This window comes from Leeuwenhoekiella obamensis, assembly GCF_055391795.1.
Genome location: NZ_AP029251.1, coordinates 747,895 through 763,683, shown reverse-complemented (window position 1 = coordinate 763,683; position 15,789 = coordinate 747,895). Strand labels below are relative to the sequence as shown.

Sequence of the window (15,789 nt, the reverse complement as noted above, 5' to 3'; positions counted from 1 at the left end):
TTAATGTATATTGCGCCGCATTCATATAAAAACTGGAATGCAATATCATCTGAGCCCTTATAAACAGACACTATAAGAGAGCTTAGAATAAATTTCACTTACATATTCAACCGATGAAGATTATTAAATTTACGCTTTTCCTATTAGGAATTGTTTCATTAACTAGTTGTGCTTCTGGCTATAAAATGATAGAGCCAAAATCTATTAACTATATCTCAAAGAATGAAAATGATGATGTAAAACTTGAGTACAAATATGATCTCCTGAAAAAGAAATATGCTAAAAAAGAGGATAAAAAGGGCATCAAACTAGTTGCTGTAAAAATCACAAACAATTCAGATAGAGATCTAATGCTGGGGCGTGACCTTAATCTTGTGTATGAAAACGGAAGAACTATTCATATTTTAGAAGACGAGAAAGTTTTTAAGGCTTTAAAACAAAGTCCGGCATCTCATCTTTTTTATCTTCTCTTAACGCCTGTAACTTTTAACACAACAGATTCTAATGGGTATACCACTATTTCCTTCCCTATAGGTGTGATAATTGGTCCTGGACTCGCTGGAGGTAATATGATCGCTGCAGGTTCTGCTAACAAAAAATTTAAGCACGAGATACAAGAGTACAATATCTATGGTTCTGTAATTAAAAAAGGTGAAACAAAATATGGATTAATAGGCATACAAGCAGATACATACGATGCACTTAAACTAAGCGTGCAATAGCTTAAAACAGTATGAATTAATAACATCCTGCATATAATTTTAAAGCGCTTAGGCGGAATTTTTAAACAAAATTCCGCCTAACTATTTTAAATAACCTTCATATATTACAGCAGCACAATAATTTACATAATCATTAAACTGGTTCATGAAATTACCTTTAAACTGCGAAGCTGAATATTTAGAAAGATTCATGACACCCTCTGATGCAGATGCATTGTATGCTGAGCTAAACCAACTGCTAGAAAACACGCAATACAAACCACAAACCATAGATGGCATTATTGTAGCGGTGAACTTCAATAAGATCATGTTTATCGATCAGGAGCTTAAAGACGCAAATAAATTTCCTGAGCCGTTTTGGGGTCCTAGCCGGGTGTGGACAAACAAACTGCGTGATCTAAAGCAGCAAATCGAGCAACACACCGGCCATCAGTTTCAAGTATGTGTACTTATTTATTATCCCGATGGCACTTCTGGTGTAGACTATCATTCAGATTATGTAGCGTATGGCGACACCACGGTAATTCCCTCTATCAGTCTGGGAGAAGAACGTGTTTTTTGCTTACGCGAAAAGGACACAGGTGAGGTTTTTTCGCAACAGCTAAAACATGGAAGTCTTGTTGTAATGGGAAAAGATTGCCAGAAAAACTATGAACACGCGTTACCTGAAGACCCTAAATACAAATCACCCCGCATTAATCTAACCTTTAGAAAATTTGGGTTTGAAGATTAAATAATTGTCATAATCAAATCTGTTTACCGTCTTTAGAAAAGAAATAGTTTACTTTAGCTTACGCCAAAACGTTAAACACCAATCAACCATTACCAATGAAAAGTACACCGTCATTATCAAAACTCGCATTTATCATACTGGCAATAACAATAGCCTCTTGTTCATCTACAAAAAAGGTCGCGAGTGAGCAAAAAGACGGCAGCTCTTTTGAAACCGCAATAGTTGTAAAAAGTATTTCGGCAGAATATGAATATGTAAAAAAGGTGTGTCCAGATTGCAAGTTCTTAGGACAATCTTTAGTGAAAAATGAAAAGAAACCCTACGATGTTTTAAGATTTGTACGACCTAACGGCAAGGAAGTTTCATACTACTTTGACATATCATCATTCTATGGGAAGATGTTTGGGTTGTAGTTTTTTATCGTCAGCGACAGTGCGGGAAGGTTTCCTGTACTCTAGATTCCATCAGCGACAGTGCGAGAAGGTTTTCTGATCTCCAGATTTCATCAGCGATAGCGCGGGAAGGTTTCCTGCACTCCAGATTTCATCAGCGGAAGTGCGAGAAGGTTTTCTGCACTCCAGATTCCATCAGCGACAGCGCGAGAAGGTTTCCTGCGCTCCAGATTCCCTCAGCGACAGTGCGGGAAGGTTTTCTGCACTCTAGATTCCATCAGCGACGGTGCGGGAAGGTTTTCTGTACTCCAGATTCCATCAGCGACGGTGCGGGAAGGTTTCCTGATCTCCAGATTCCTTCAGCGACGGCGCGGGAAGGTTTTCTGTACTCCAGATTTCATCAGCGACAGCGCGAGAAGGTTTCCTGCGCTTTATTATATGCTTTATCGTTAATAAGTCATTGAAAAGCCATTTTCGCTAAAGCGAAATGCATATATATTTGATTTATCTTGAGTTTTGTTAAACTGAGGATATCCGGAAGTTGGCAATAAGCTGAAATCAATCAACAGCAAACGAATGAAAAAAATATTAATCTCAATACCAATCATAGTTTTAATAATGGGATTTTCACTATTTAACAAACAATCTAAAGAAGAAAAATTTTGGAATTGGGTTTCTAAAAATAAAGCTGAACTAGAAAAATTTATTAATTCAGACCAAGAAGATTATACAATCTATAATCAACTGACTAAAGAAATGAAAAAGTATAATTCGGTTCTTTTCCCAGAAATGACTTTAACAGAAAAAGATGAAGTCGTTTTAATAATAACACCCGATGGAATGCCAGAAGGTGTCTTACCAACCGAAAAATTATATGACTCAAGACCAGAATTAAAAAATTGGATAATTAAAAAATTCAGACAAGCAACAGACGAAATTGGACTGAATTATGACGGAATAGAATATCCAAGTTCTGACATTGAAATCCTTCCTGAATTGGACAAAGAAAGAGGGAAAATAAATATCAAAGTCTTCATAAAAAATATGAATTCGGATGTAAAAAGACATCAAGCTCTGTCATTTCTTTATTTTGACCATATTCTTGGAGAGTACAATACAATTACGAAAGTCGGATATATTGATTTTTATCATTTAGAAAACGACAAAAGTGTTGCGAATGGAATTTCGATTTTGGAATTAAGAAAATTAATCGAAAAGGAATTTGGAAAAAATAAATAAAAGCCAGTTGCCAACATGGCTATAATTCATTGTGGCATAAAGTTAAAACAAAGTTTAATTTATAAATCAAACGGCTGGATTTCGTTGTGACGCATTTTCTCACTCAAATCTGATAAATGAAAAAACTGATATTTCGACTGACTTTACCTCTGACTTTAATTTCATTCGGAATTATTACAAAATGGAGTTACGGAATTATAATTGACGGAACAGATGAATTCTTTTACGGATTTCCGCTAATTTATAAATGTAGAGGATTTCACACTTCTGGTTCAACTCAATATTTTATAACTGAAATGGTCATTAACTTACTGACTTATTTTGCTTTTTGGTTAATAATAACTTGGACCTTAAACCGATTTTGGAAAATCAATATTCCTAAACTGATTTCTAAAATATTTTGGGTTGGATTTGGAGTTTTATTTTTAGGATTAGTTTACTTATCAAATGACTTGGACGACCGATATTTAATGAAACGTGATTTTCACGTTAAAATATTTGACAACGGAATTTCAATTTTTGGAAGTCACTCAACTGACCGAGAAAAGTATCGAACTGAAATTGAGAATATGAATGAAAAATAAAAAGGACACCGCAACAATTTACAACCGCAATTATGGCTTTGTATCTTACGATCACAGAGGCTCACGGGTTAACGTCAGTTCTTTTTATTATCCGAATTTCCAAAATTCCTTTAGTTGGGCAATTAAAATGAAGACAATCAAAAAAATAGTATTAAGCCTTATAGCAGCAGTATTTTTTTCTTGTATAAACCAGCAAATGAAAAATCCTAAAACTGAATTTAATTCTTCAGACACGGTTAAAGCTGTCTCTGTAGATAGTGGTTTTTTAGACAAAAATGAAGTCAACTCAAATGAGTGGAAAAGCGATTCTGTTAAAAGAAAATCGCCAATGCAAGTTGAGTTAGATAATGCTCTAAAGGATGAATCAATTGATAATTATTACAAAGAAATATTTCAAACTGAAAAATTGATTTTAGCTGACGACATTAAAATGCTATCCATTACTGACAGTTTGTTTACAAAGGATGCAGAAACAGATTTGTTCTATTTTATCGTGTTCACAAAATCAATGAATGGTTCTGATGGGTTTTATATAGAGTCTATAGGTCTATCTGCATTAGACTTCATTACTAAAAAGACTGAATGCTTTGCTACCTACTTTTATACCGCTCCTAAACTGACTGAGAAGGATATGGATAATTGGGCAGATCATATCTATGACGAAATACAAATTTCAAGAGAGAATGAAGATGAAAATGCAATTAACGAACTAGAAAATAAGCTTCTAGAAAACATTACAGGAACAAGAAAAGAATACAAACCAGTAATAGAAAAACTGATAGAAAGAATCAAAAAAGCCCATAACGATGTATAATCCGTAACTAACGGTCATAAAAGCATCTTGAGCATAAAGGCAACAAAATTAAAGTGAGCAAAAGAATTTTACCACAACCAGAAAACAATCAAGTTTGCCCGCCTGACGGTTATTCAATTCGTAAATTCTATAACGGATACTTTGAAAGTAGCTATATAATACTTCATCCCTTTTTTAAAGTAAAAAAACCAGACCAAATCGATTTTAACTCAGAGAATTATCCAAGCAAGGAAAAAATGACTGAGTGTTGTGAGAAAATTAAATGGTCAGAATTTCTTAAAATGTCGAAGATTAAAGACTATAAAGAATTGGATATCGCTATAAGGAATTCTATTCACGGACTAAACAAAAAACATAGAAATGACGAGAGTTTAAATAAACTCAAAAATGCACTTGAACAGTACAAAATATATCAGCCTAATGAAGGATTATTTGAAGAGCTTCTTTTAGAGGATATGATGAAAGCGCTATTAAATTTGGATTTTAATTGGGTATTTCTTGCCGATGAGTTTGGGACTGAAAGAAAACTGACCTTTATTGAGGACATTATTGATAATAAAACGCAATTAAGAAACGAACATAGAAATATTTACACACCAAAAAGCGAAGTACTGTATAGCGTTCATTGGGACAGTCATTTTACATTATTGTCTTCAACTAAAAATAATCTCGAAAAAATAGTTACCCAATTTGATTTTGAAGGTTTTTATTGTGATGAGAAAACAGAAATTTATTGGTCTGTGAAATAATAAACTACAGAGCTCATAGGGTTTCTAAACCCCGATATTTCTCTTATATCGAGTGGTTTTCACACATAATTCAAGCTGCAAAAACTGAATATCAAACCGAGTTAATATTGAAGAAGTATACAAAATGGATTAATGTTTTAACTAAACTAAAAAATGAAATAGAGAAAGTATATTAATGAAATAAGTAGCTTCCATCGAGGTAAGGCCTATTTATAAATGCTCTTACCCTTTGTTCCCTTTTTTTCAAAACAAAATCTGTTTTGTTTTCATTTCCATGAAAAGGACAAACACTCGTTCAATGAATGCAACTAAAGGATTTATCTTTATATTATACGCACAATCGTTAATAAGTCTTTAAAAAGCCCATTTCGCTTAAGCAAAAAGCATAAATTTTTGATTTATCTTGAGTTTGGTAAACTGAGAATATCTGGAAGTTAGGCGTAATATTAATTCAAGAGAATCGTTGAACAGAGATAAAATATATGAAGATTTAGATTTCTCAACTGAATTTTCGGTAGATGATTGGAATAGTTTAATTGAACTTAAACTTGCCAAGTATTTCGAAGATGAATCTATTTTTAAAGAAAATAAAGAAATCTTAAGAACTGAGGTTGTAAACTATATTAGAATCTCAATTAAACCAGAATATTTAAAATTATTTGATTGGACATTTGATCAATATTCAGATTGCCTAGAAAAAGATAGAGATAAAACTTTAGCAATATTTTCCAACTCGTTTCACGAAGTATCTAACACAGATATGAAATGGATGACTAACGTTTTAACCCAAGCTGATTTTCATAAGTTTTCAGAAAGAGATAAAATTAACTATTATTTTAAAATAATAGATGAAACACTTGAAAGTACTTTTAATCCCAGATTTAGATTATTTGATCAAATAATAAATTTCAAGGTTAACAACGAAATAATTGATAATTCAAATTCTAGTTTTGGAAATATTATTTCAAATTTTCCAATTGAATTTAAAGAAGAAGCTCAATTATATTTAAATGATCCTCTATTTTCAATCAGTACAAATCAATGGAGAAATATTGCGTCTCATAAATCATTTTCAATTAAAAAAAACAGTATTGATCTTGTTTATGGCAGATCAAACAATCATTTTAAAAACATTACTTACGATGATTTTTATAAAATCATAACGTGGACACAGGACATATATCGTGTTATTAGATTGTCTCAAGTTTTAATAAGTCTCAATCTTATTCAAGAAATCTTACCCAAATTAAATGGAAAAGAAGAGTTGAAAATACGATTCGAATCAAACCTTTTCCATATAGTGCATAATATGCAAATTGTAGGTTTCAAATTTGTCTCAACAGAAGAAACAGATTCTACATTTAATTTAAATGTAAATGGGAAGTTAGGCCATAAAGTTAGTCACTCATTAATTCACGCATCACTGTGTTTAGATCAATTATCTTGTGCAATTTATGATGATGATTTCGTAAGAGATAATTTTGAATATGCTCGTATTAGTATTGTGGACAATGAAGGAAAAAAATTAGCATCCGCAACTGTAAAGATTAAAATTGCTTTAAAAAGGGCGAACAACGAAATAAGTCAAGATGAATATCTAAAAAATATCAAATTTGAGGTATAACACTACGCCTAACAACGGCTCATCGCCAAAAACGAGTATCATCGAAAAAGTGTAATTTTAGAAACCAGGAATTAGAATAAATAAGCCGAAAACTCCGCGTTTCAAGTCCCGCAACAAAACTATAGCAAGACCGTTGTAAGCAATTACACATCTGCACTAAAAATAGAATTGAAATATCTTTTAAATGAAATTTTATAACAAATTGTCTGACAGGAAAAAAAGTGTCTTAGTTGGAGGAATACTAATTATAATTTTATTTTCATTTTTATTCTATTACGCAGATAAAAGAAAGAATGAACTTTATAGCGATTATTCAATCACGAGTGTTAAAATAACTGAAGTTCAATTGAATGCTTCTAAAGGAACATTTACAACTAGGAATATTGCGAAATATAATTATATAATCAAAGGAAAAGAATACAACAAAATAGTGGAAATATATCAAAGAGATGTTCAAGTTGGCGAATGTTATGAAATTAAAATTTCCAATAAAAATCCCAACATCTGTGAAATTGATTTGAATAAGAAAATTAAATGCTGAATTTAAATTCTAGAATGGTTTTAAAATGGATAAGAATTAAAAAGGCAAATGAAATCTGATATATGAAAACTCTTAAATCCACTTGGAAATTATCAAGAAGATCGATTTTAGTAAACTTTGCCTTTCTACAGTCTGAATTTCAATTTCCAAAGTTCAAGAAAGAGTGGATCAAGGATGAGTACTATATAACAACTCAAAAAAACGGAATTGAATTTAGCGCTTTAATATTTCAACTATCGTCAAACTCTCCGGTATTTAGTATTGTAAATCATAATGAACTTACAGTATTTCAAGAAGAATCATTTCCAACGAATTATTATCAAATAGATAACCTTGACCAAACTGGTGAAGAGAAAAAAATGGCAAATAGCGGAATTGATCATATTGAGCCTTACATCAAGAAATGTGCTGAACTATTAAAAGAAAATCCGACTATATTAAACGGAATTACTTCCGACTTCAAAAACAACAACCAATAAAAATCAAATCATGAAAAAATTACTAGCGATCGTAGTTTTCGCATTAACAACTTGGGGAATTACAGCACAAACTTCTAAAGAGGAAAACTCAACTTTTTACATCAATGTTTTTATAAATAAAGATAAAGACATCAGAATAGAGAGCGATTTAGTGGAGTTCAAAAATGTGAGCCAAAAAGTAAAAAAACGAATATATGCACATCCTTTTAAACTAGATGAGAATGTGACCTACCGAATATTTGCTGACGAAAATCTTATGCTGGGGTACATTATGGACGTTGAGAATGAAATGCTTGAAGCATATAACTTGAATATCAAAAGAGAACGATATCTATTAGAAACAGTTAAAACAGAAATCGACGGTCCTAATTGGTTTAAAAAATTAGAAGGCATGAAACTGGAAAAAATGAAGGGGTGACATTTAACATTTGAAGAAATAGTAGTCATAAATCGGGTTGTATCTCATGAATAGCTCATTCCAGATTAATTTCTAGATTAGAACTATACAGTTCTAAAAACAAAAATAATTGCGCCTCCTTTGATAAATTGAAAATTTAAATCGCTATAACTATCTCTGAATCTTCTAAGTAACTGCTGTAACAACTTTAGTTTTATTTCGTCATCAAGTAAACACTTGAATAACAGATAAAATAAAGACGTTTAGCACTATGAAGTCAATCTACATCTCCTGCATCTGCTTTTTAGTTTTTGGCAATCTACTCGCTCAGCAAACTAACAGCACAGATAAGACCATTAAGCAAGAAATAAACACATGGCTTGCAGACGCCAACGTCCCGGGTATCGCAATTGCTAAAATTGAAAACGGTAAAGTTTCCCAAACCATTCTTGAAGGTACAGATGCTAAAGGTAATGCGATAACATCTTCCACCATCTTTGATGTGGCTTCTCTTACTAAAACAATTACCACTTTAATCACCTTAAAACTCGCCGAAAGCAAAGCAATTGATCTGGATGAACCATTGTATAAATTTTGGATCGATCCTGATATTAAAGAAGATATAAGACATCAGAAGTTAACGCCACGCATTATTCTAAGCCACAGAAGCGGCTTTAAGAACTGGCGGTATATGAACGATAATCATAAACTAGCATTTGATTTTGAGCCTGGTGAGAAATTTCAATATTCTGGAGAGGGATTTGAATATCTTAGAAATGCACTAGAGCATAAATTTGATACTTCTCTTGAGCAGCTTGCAGATTCTCTTGTTTTTAATCCCATTGCCATGGGAAAAAGTTCGCTAGTATGGAATGATACGATAGAAAATCTAAATTTTGCAGGTGCTCACGACCAGGAAGGCAAAGCTTATGATTATGAAAGATCATTTGAAGCAAATGCCGCAGATAACCTTTTGACCACGCTGTCAGACTTTGAAAAACTAGCCATAGCACTTTTAAACAATTCTTATCTTGACACAACCCTGTTCAAAGAAATGAGCAGACCACATTCAAGCGTTAGAGAAGGTATAAGTTTTGGGTTGGGATGGATAATGTTTGAAAATTTACCTAATGATGAATACGCGCTTTTTAACGCTGGTAGCGATGAAGGTTTGAACTCTTTGATAGTTATTTTGCCTAGATCAAACAGCGGACTAATTGTTTTGACCAACGGTGACAACGGGAGAGGTCTTGCCATGAAAGCCATTAAAGTGTTTCTTGAAGAAGCAGGAACCGAAATATTGAGTCGGTTTTAAGCTGCATTGCTAGAATATGATTTGAGAAAAGCCTTTTCGCTATAGCGAAAAAAAACCACCACTTCCCTACCCTTTTAAGAATTTTAATAACGCTTTAGCGAAAAGCACTCCCATAACATACAGCAAACCGTTTATAACTTCTTTATAAGAAACCCCATGCAAAAACGATGATTTAAAAGATTGATTTATATTGTATTGAATTAACGACTGCGGATATTCTGAGTTGTGTTTAATTTGAGAAACTCTATTTACTTAATTTAATATTTACCAAATAAAAAATAATGGACATATTACAATGGATTTTGAATCAATTTGACAAACCATTTAAAATGATTATGTATCGATTCAATATTGATAAATGGTCTTGCCGACATTGTGGTGGAAGTGGAGTATGTCAAAATGGATGGAATAATTTGGGTGATAAGTATAGTTGCAAAACCTGTATTAAAGAATTTAATGGAAAAGAAATAGGAGAACATTTAAGAGTCAAATGTTCAATTTGCAATGGTACGGGTCGAGAATCTGATTATATAGAAAAACGGGCATTAAAATTCTCACAAGATGAAATAAAAGCCAAGCACAACAATGCAAAATCGCAATAACGACGGATTCGACTACCCTTCGACTTCGCTCAGAACAAGCTTCAGAATCCTCCCGATAGCTATCGAAACAGTGTTGTGCTAAATCGAAAATTATTACTTTAAACCCGTAACTGACGGTTATAAGAATACGTTGTGCAACATATCTCAACAGTACGTTGAAATCGAAATGAAAACGAAAATATTAAGTTTACTAATAATTATTCTATTTGCATCTTGCGACAAATATTCTCGTGAAAAATATCCTCAATTTGCTTCTAAAACGGAAAGTTATAAATATGTAAATAGTTGCTATTCTGCCGAATTTGAGAGTTTAGATATAATTCCAACTGAAATACAAAGTAAATTAATTAGCTACCTAAAAAATAGGTTAGGAAATAACAACTTTCACAAACTGGAATTTAAAGATGGATATGTGCTTTCTGACAAACCAATAGAAATAGAAAGAACCGAAAATGAAAGTTCCATTTTAGCACTTTTAGGTCAAGACAAAGAAAAATCTGATTGCGACTCAATTATTGACTTTCCAGTTTATTCAATCGTTTATGAATTAAAATTACCTGAAATCGGTATTGAGAAAATCGGACTGAATTTAATGCTTGATAGAAATGGAAAAACGATTAAGGATATTGATTTTCCAAAAGCAGAATTTGCGAATAATATAATACCGATTGATTCTGTGCACTCGGAATTAATTCGTAGAAAAATACCTTATAAAAAACTGAATATTGAATTGTGGTTTGACAAAAGAACAGAATCGTTTGTTTGGTCAACAAATACATTAATTCAGGAAGGCAGTATTATGGGACCTAGTTGTTTTCCAAAAGTGAAATATCACTTTAAAATGAATGCAAATAATGGAGAAATTACAGAGTTTGACAATAAACAAACGAATGAGTATTTCTTCGGAGCTGACAACCATTATGTTGATTAAAAATACGTTGCATAATCACAATTACAGCGGATTCGACTGTGTCCGAATTCTCTCGAAAATGCTGGCGAGAGTTTTAAAACCGAATATTCACACAAAATAATCTTTAACTGACATTTATACTAAACAATTAGCTGTAACCTTAGAGATGAAATACATTGAAGAATTAATCGAAATTGTACCAGAAATAATCGGAGGTTCAAATAAGTATTTTTGTATCGTCAGAAAATCTTATGTTCCCGCTACTCCGGAAGAAAAAGTTCGCCAAAATTTTCTAAAATATTTAATTGATAAACAAGGCTTTCCTTTTGATAGAATAAAAGTAGAAGAATCACTATCTCACTATAAAACTGGTAATCGTAGAATTGATATTCTGATAATCGATCAACATAATCAACCTTTCATTATCTATGAATGCAAAAAACAGTATATGCCATTAACTGATGATGTTTTGGACCAAGCTCTCGATTATTTCAATAAATTACCGACAGTAGAGTATTTAGGAATTGTAATCGGTGATAATCTTGATTTGGTGATGTTTCAGAATGATGATGAAAACCCATTTATTTATGTTGAGCAATCTGACTACAAAACCTTAATTTCGGGTGGAAAAATTAGCATTTTAGAATTAGTAAAAGAAGAGTATCAAAGAAATGAATGGAGAAAACCTCTAAATAAAGAAATTGTGGATGAACTTATCAATTATGGCATAATTGGTCATGGAACAGATGAAAAGTTTTATTCATTTCTTATAAATCTTGATGGTTGGTTGCTCGACGAAAAAGACCAACTAGATTTGGGTAAGGATATTCAGGACATTGGAATTAAAAACACAAAATTTGGTAGTGCAGGTGGGGGCTTTTTTGCGAAAGAATTCCGTTCGTTTCTTGTAAAGAACAAAAAACAAAAACCTATTGTTTGTATTGCATTAACTGAAATGCAAGGTGGAAAAAACTCACCAATAGGAACTGTAATAATGGTGGGCGTTGAATCAACAAAAGAAAAAAATTCTTCTTTAGAACTTAGAATTGGAAAATCAGTCAAAGTTGAAAATAAAAAAAATTTTATTACTCATAATGGTACAATTATAATAGGAAGATTAGGGGCAGCTAGAAAGCAAGACTTATTAAATTTCATAAAGAAAAAAAATCCCAATCTTATTAAATATGAAGAAGTATATTTAGGTGAGTTTAATGAAGATGAAGAAATTAACTCGCAAAACGTACAGCATTTCATTAAAAATCTAATAGACTATGCTTTATTGAGAAACGAATTTAGGGAGATAAAAAAGCAGGCTTTAGCTAACAAAATATAACCGCAATAACAGCGTATTCAACTACCCTTCGACTTCGCTCAGGACAGGCTTCAAAATCCTCCCGATAGCTATCGGGACAGAATTGCTAACATCAGTGGTTAACTGAAAATTTGCGTACTTTAACCCGTAACTGACGGTTATACGATACCGTTAGGCACAATACAGTAAAAAATAATCACCTTTTGAAAAATATTATCAAAATAATTTGCTTAGGACTTTTAACATCGTTTTATGGATGCTTACCAGGAATGGGAGAATGGGACATAACTCTTTACGAACAGAAAATAGAAGGAACTTCAAAAGCTATCTATAAATATGATGCTTGGGGAGGTCGAGACTCTCAAGTTGCAGGCTATGCGATTTTAGACACAATCGAGACTTTTACAATTCAAAGAATATCAAAACTTCCAATCACACAACTCAATGGAATTCCGAGCAAAAATTTGATAAAAACTATTGGAACTGAAAGTTCAAAAGAAACCTTTGACTTTTTGCCAACGGCAACAGAAAAAATAAAATCCGAAGGAATAAATATTGAAATCAAAAAATATAAAAGCAATAGTTTACGAAGAAAAAGCCAAGGACTTTGGAGCTACGATTTTACAAAATTTGAGGAAACTAGAGATAGCCTTTTCTTTTATGATTTAGATGACAATATCAGCAAAGAAAAATCTCATATTGACAGTTTGAGAATTAAAAAAGGAAACATAATAATCAGACAGAAAGAAAATAAGGAAATTATACAAATTGTTATTGAACATCTTATTTTGTCAAATGACGGAAAAGATAGTATAAAATCTAATAGAACCTATTTTCTAAAACCAAAAACCCTAACGAAGTCTGATCAATTTTCAGATTATGGGATATTTAAAGAAAAAAGTACTGTTCCTAACAATGTAAAATAGTAATTACGGCGGATTCGACTACGTCCAAATCCACCCGATCTTCATCCGGACGGAATTGCTAACGCCAGTTCTTAATCGAAAATTATTACTTTAAACCCGTAACTGACGGTTATATGAGATCGTTATACACAAGCTGTGAAATGAAAACAGGAATATTAATATCAATTGGAATTGCTCTGAATTTAGTCGGAATTTTGATAATTGCCCAAATTATTGAGAATGGAGATATAAATGCAATCTCTATGGACTTTCTTGTTTACGGATTTTTTGCAATTGGAATAGGAATCTTAAACGGATTTTATCTCAATCTTGTGGAAAGAAAAACATTAAATCTAAATTATTTAATTGGACTCGGAATCTTGCCAATTGGAACTTTAATCGGATTTTCAATTAGCGGAATTTTTCGATTAACATTTATTGGAGAATTTGGACTTGTAGGAATCGGAATTACAAATCTGATATGGATAATTGAGCAAATACTAAATGAAAAGCCTGAATTAACAGGATTGGAAAAGTTTAAATCAAAGAATGCTGATGACAGAATGGGAGACATAATGATACTTGGAGATACTGGAAACCAAAAAGCTTTTGAAATAATTGAATACGCAGTCATGAATGACAGTGATTCTGGAGTTGTAATGGCTGGTTTGAAAAGATTACCGAACTTTAAAGAAGATCAGAGATTTTTGCCTTTGTTAGAAAAGCTGAAAAACAAAACGGACATTAAAAAATATGAGCCATATTACTCAATGACTTTATTGAATTTAGGACTAATAGACGACAATGAATTCAATAAAATATTTGAAGAATAAATAGATCTGCTGACAACGGCTATAGTTTAGCGTGGCGACAGCGCAACAATAAACAAAACATACATTTATGTTGATCTCTGCGTGGAATTAGAACATCAGAAATGGAAAAATGGATCCGAAAAAACCGTGGTGGAAATTTTAAAATAAAAGACAGATTACAACAGCGACCATAATTCCTTAACCACTAAATTTCCTTTGCCGGAAATTCAATCTTTAATTATATTTCCGCTACAATGAGAAATAGACTCGAGTCTTTTTCTTCTTAAAATCATACACAAAAACGTTGCAAAAACTTCATTAAAATGAGAATAGTATATAAAAGAGGTCATATGAATATGTATCTGATTCTAGGAGTGATTTGGCTCGTTTGGTTTTTACTCGGACTTCTAACAAACGATGACCCGCACTGGACAGATTATGGTTGGATTGTAATTTCTGTACTGTATCTAACTGTATACTTCTATATAAGACAAAATAAATATCTAACTATTGAAAATGGCTTTATAAAAATTAATGGTTCATTCAGAAAAAAACTAAATCTTTCTGACATAAAACAGATTAAAAGTTTTGCAGGAGATTATATCTTAAAATCAGACAGTAAAAAATTGACTATTAACACACGAATAATAGACCCAAATTCTCTCGCAGAATTAAACACAGAATTAGAAAAACTTAACGTAGAATGGATTTAAAAGATATTTTACAAAAAAATGTATAACAGTCTTCACGGAACATTACCTACTAACTGATGCTAAGTCACCGACAGTTCTAAAACACCTCCGTAACAATGTTTAAAAACTATATTCAGCACTAAAAAAATTAGATAAGCGACAGTGCGAGCAGGTTCTATCTTATGCCGTATCGTTAATAAATCGTTGAAAAGCCCTTTTCGCTATAGCGAAAAGCATAGATATTTGATTTATATTGGATTGTATTAAAACTGCGGATATCCGGAAGTTGTGCGGCATTCAAAAAATGAGAGACCTACTGACAATACTAATCGCTGAAAGAAAATCACTCTTGAAAGGGTTGACAATTTCTTTCTTGTTGATTTTGCCTTTCACCTTTCTGCCAACTTTAATCAAAAGTGGAATCTCATTTACAGCGATTTTTGGACGTTTAAACGATTCAATCCTTTATTCATTTGGTTTTGCTTTAATTGTAGTCATAGCGTCTGTAATTCATAACTATAACGGACTTGTTGACCGTAAATGGTATTTCGACCGACCAGCTTTTAAAGCCTTGGACTTTTATGGAAGAATAGACGGAGTTGGAAGTATTGTTTACGACTTAGAGACAGTCTTACTTGGCAAAATCGAAAACTACTTCTTCCGACTGAATTTAATTGATACTGATAAAAAAAATCCAATTTTGGAAATCATCCCTTTAATTGACTTGACTGACAAGGATCAAGAAGTTGACAACTTAAAGACTGACGACAAATTTCAAACTGACTTCTTTTTTGGAAAGCGAATGAAACTAAATGAAATCGACTTAGAAGACCCAAATGGTATTCGAGAAATTATGAAGGACTTAGCGATAAGACTTAAAGATTTGAAATTTGAAAGTCTTGACATTGATGAAGAACAATTAGAAATGGATTTAAAATAAAAAAGAACGACCGCACAACAACGCATA

19 protein-coding genes are annotated in these 15,789 nt (G+C 32.2%); all 19 read left to right on the top strand.

Annotated features, from left to right (window positions below; translation table 11 throughout):
- The first annotated feature begins 113 nt into the window (after positions 1-113).
- The 19 genes from ACZ5L8_RS03395 (at position 114) to ACZ5L8_RS03305 (ending at position 15,762) form a co-directional block, all read left to right on the top strand.
- Entirely contained in the window at positions 114-722 is a 609-nt protein-coding gene (locus tag ACZ5L8_RS03395) for a hypothetical protein (RefSeq protein ID WP_464439767.1), read from the top strand.
- A 145-nt stretch (positions 723-867) separates the two neighbouring features.
- The gene (locus tag ACZ5L8_RS03390; protein ID WP_464439766.1) at positions 868-1,455 is read left to right on the top strand and encodes an alpha-ketoglutarate-dependent dioxygenase AlkB; all 588 of its coding nucleotides are present in this window, start codon (positions 868-870) and stop codon (positions 1,453-1,455) included.
- 95 nt (positions 1,456-1,550) lie between these two features.
- Positions 1,551-1,868 carry a hypothetical protein gene (locus ACZ5L8_RS03385; RefSeq protein ID WP_464439764.1) on the top strand — a complete coding sequence of 106 codons (318 nt, stop codon included), beginning with the start codon at positions 1,551-1,553 and terminating at the stop codon, positions 1,866-1,868.
- Between the two features lie 555 nt (positions 1,869-2,423).
- Entirely contained in the window at positions 2,424-3,086 is a 663-nt protein-coding gene (locus ACZ5L8_RS03380; RefSeq protein WP_464439762.1) for a hypothetical protein, read from the top strand.
- A gap of 116 nt (positions 3,087-3,202) precedes the next feature.
- The gene (locus tag ACZ5L8_RS03375) at positions 3,203-3,670 is read left to right on the top strand and encodes a hypothetical protein (RefSeq protein ID WP_464439761.1); all 468 of its coding nucleotides are present in this window, start codon (positions 3,203-3,205) and stop codon (positions 3,668-3,670) included.
- Entirely contained in the window at positions 3,660-4,484 is an 825-nt protein-coding gene (locus ACZ5L8_RS03370; protein ID WP_464439760.1) for a hypothetical protein, read from the top strand. Before ACZ5L8_RS03375 ends, ACZ5L8_RS03370 begins: the two co-directional genes overlap by 11 nt.
- A 53-nt stretch (positions 4,485-4,537) precedes the next feature.
- The gene (locus ACZ5L8_RS03365; protein WP_464439759.1) at positions 4,538-5,233 is read left to right on the top strand and encodes a DUF2711 family protein; all 696 of its coding nucleotides are present in this window, start codon (positions 4,538-4,540) and stop codon (positions 5,231-5,233) included.
- Positions 5,234-5,696: 463 nt separating this feature from the next.
- Positions 5,697-6,857, top strand: coding sequence for a hypothetical protein (locus ACZ5L8_RS03360; protein ID WP_464439758.1), 1,161 nt, complete (start codon positions 5,697-5,699; stop codon positions 6,855-6,857).
- Positions 6,858-7,041: 184 nt separating this feature from the next.
- Complete coding sequence (locus ACZ5L8_RS03355) at positions 7,042-7,398, top strand: hypothetical protein (RefSeq protein WP_464439756.1); 357 nt, start codon at positions 7,042-7,044, stop codon at positions 7,396-7,398.
- 62 nt (positions 7,399-7,460) lie between these two features.
- Positions 7,461-7,877, top strand: coding sequence for a hypothetical protein (locus ACZ5L8_RS03350; protein ID WP_464439755.1), 417 nt, complete (start codon positions 7,461-7,463; stop codon positions 7,875-7,877).
- 10 nt (positions 7,878-7,887) lie between these two features.
- A complete protein-coding gene (locus ACZ5L8_RS03345; RefSeq protein WP_464439754.1) occupies positions 7,888-8,295 on the top strand; it encodes a hypothetical protein in 408 nt (135 codons plus the stop codon).
- A 250-nt stretch (positions 8,296-8,545) separates the two neighbouring features.
- Entirely contained in the window at positions 8,546-9,589 is a 1,044-nt protein-coding gene (locus tag ACZ5L8_RS03340; RefSeq protein WP_464439753.1) for a serine hydrolase domain-containing protein, read from the top strand.
- Positions 9,590-9,870: 281 nt separating this feature from the next.
- The gene (locus tag ACZ5L8_RS03335) at positions 9,871-10,191 is read left to right on the top strand and encodes a hypothetical protein (RefSeq protein WP_464439751.1); all 321 of its coding nucleotides are present in this window, start codon (positions 9,871-9,873) and stop codon (positions 10,189-10,191) included.
- A 166-nt stretch (positions 10,192-10,357) separates the two neighbouring features.
- A complete protein-coding gene (locus ACZ5L8_RS03330; RefSeq protein ID WP_464439750.1) occupies positions 10,358-11,122 on the top strand; it encodes a hypothetical protein in 765 nt (254 codons plus the stop codon).
- A 145-nt stretch (positions 11,123-11,267) separates the two neighbouring features.
- Positions 11,268-12,434: a type I restriction enzyme HsdR N-terminal domain-containing protein gene (locus ACZ5L8_RS03325; protein WP_464439749.1), complete on the top strand. Its 1,167-nt coding sequence runs from the start codon at positions 11,268-11,270 to the stop codon at positions 12,432-12,434.
- Between the two features lie 182 nt (positions 12,435-12,616).
- Positions 12,617-13,339: a hypothetical protein gene (locus ACZ5L8_RS03320; RefSeq protein WP_464439748.1), complete on the top strand. Its 723-nt coding sequence runs from the start codon at positions 12,617-12,619 to the stop codon at positions 13,337-13,339.
- 140 nt (positions 13,340-13,479) lie between these two features.
- Positions 13,480-14,151: a hypothetical protein gene (locus ACZ5L8_RS03315; protein ID WP_464439746.1), complete on the top strand. Its 672-nt coding sequence runs from the start codon at positions 13,480-13,482 to the stop codon at positions 14,149-14,151.
- 302 nt (positions 14,152-14,453) lie between these two features.
- The gene (locus ACZ5L8_RS03310) at positions 14,454-14,843 is read left to right on the top strand and encodes a hypothetical protein (protein WP_464439745.1); all 390 of its coding nucleotides are present in this window, start codon (positions 14,454-14,456) and stop codon (positions 14,841-14,843) included.
- A gap of 283 nt (positions 14,844-15,126) precedes the next feature.
- Positions 15,127-15,762 (top strand): hypothetical protein, encoded by a 636-nt coding sequence (locus ACZ5L8_RS03305; RefSeq protein ID WP_464439743.1) that lies wholly within the window; start codon positions 15,127-15,129, stop codon positions 15,760-15,762.
- Positions 15,763-15,789: the final 27 nt, after the last annotated feature.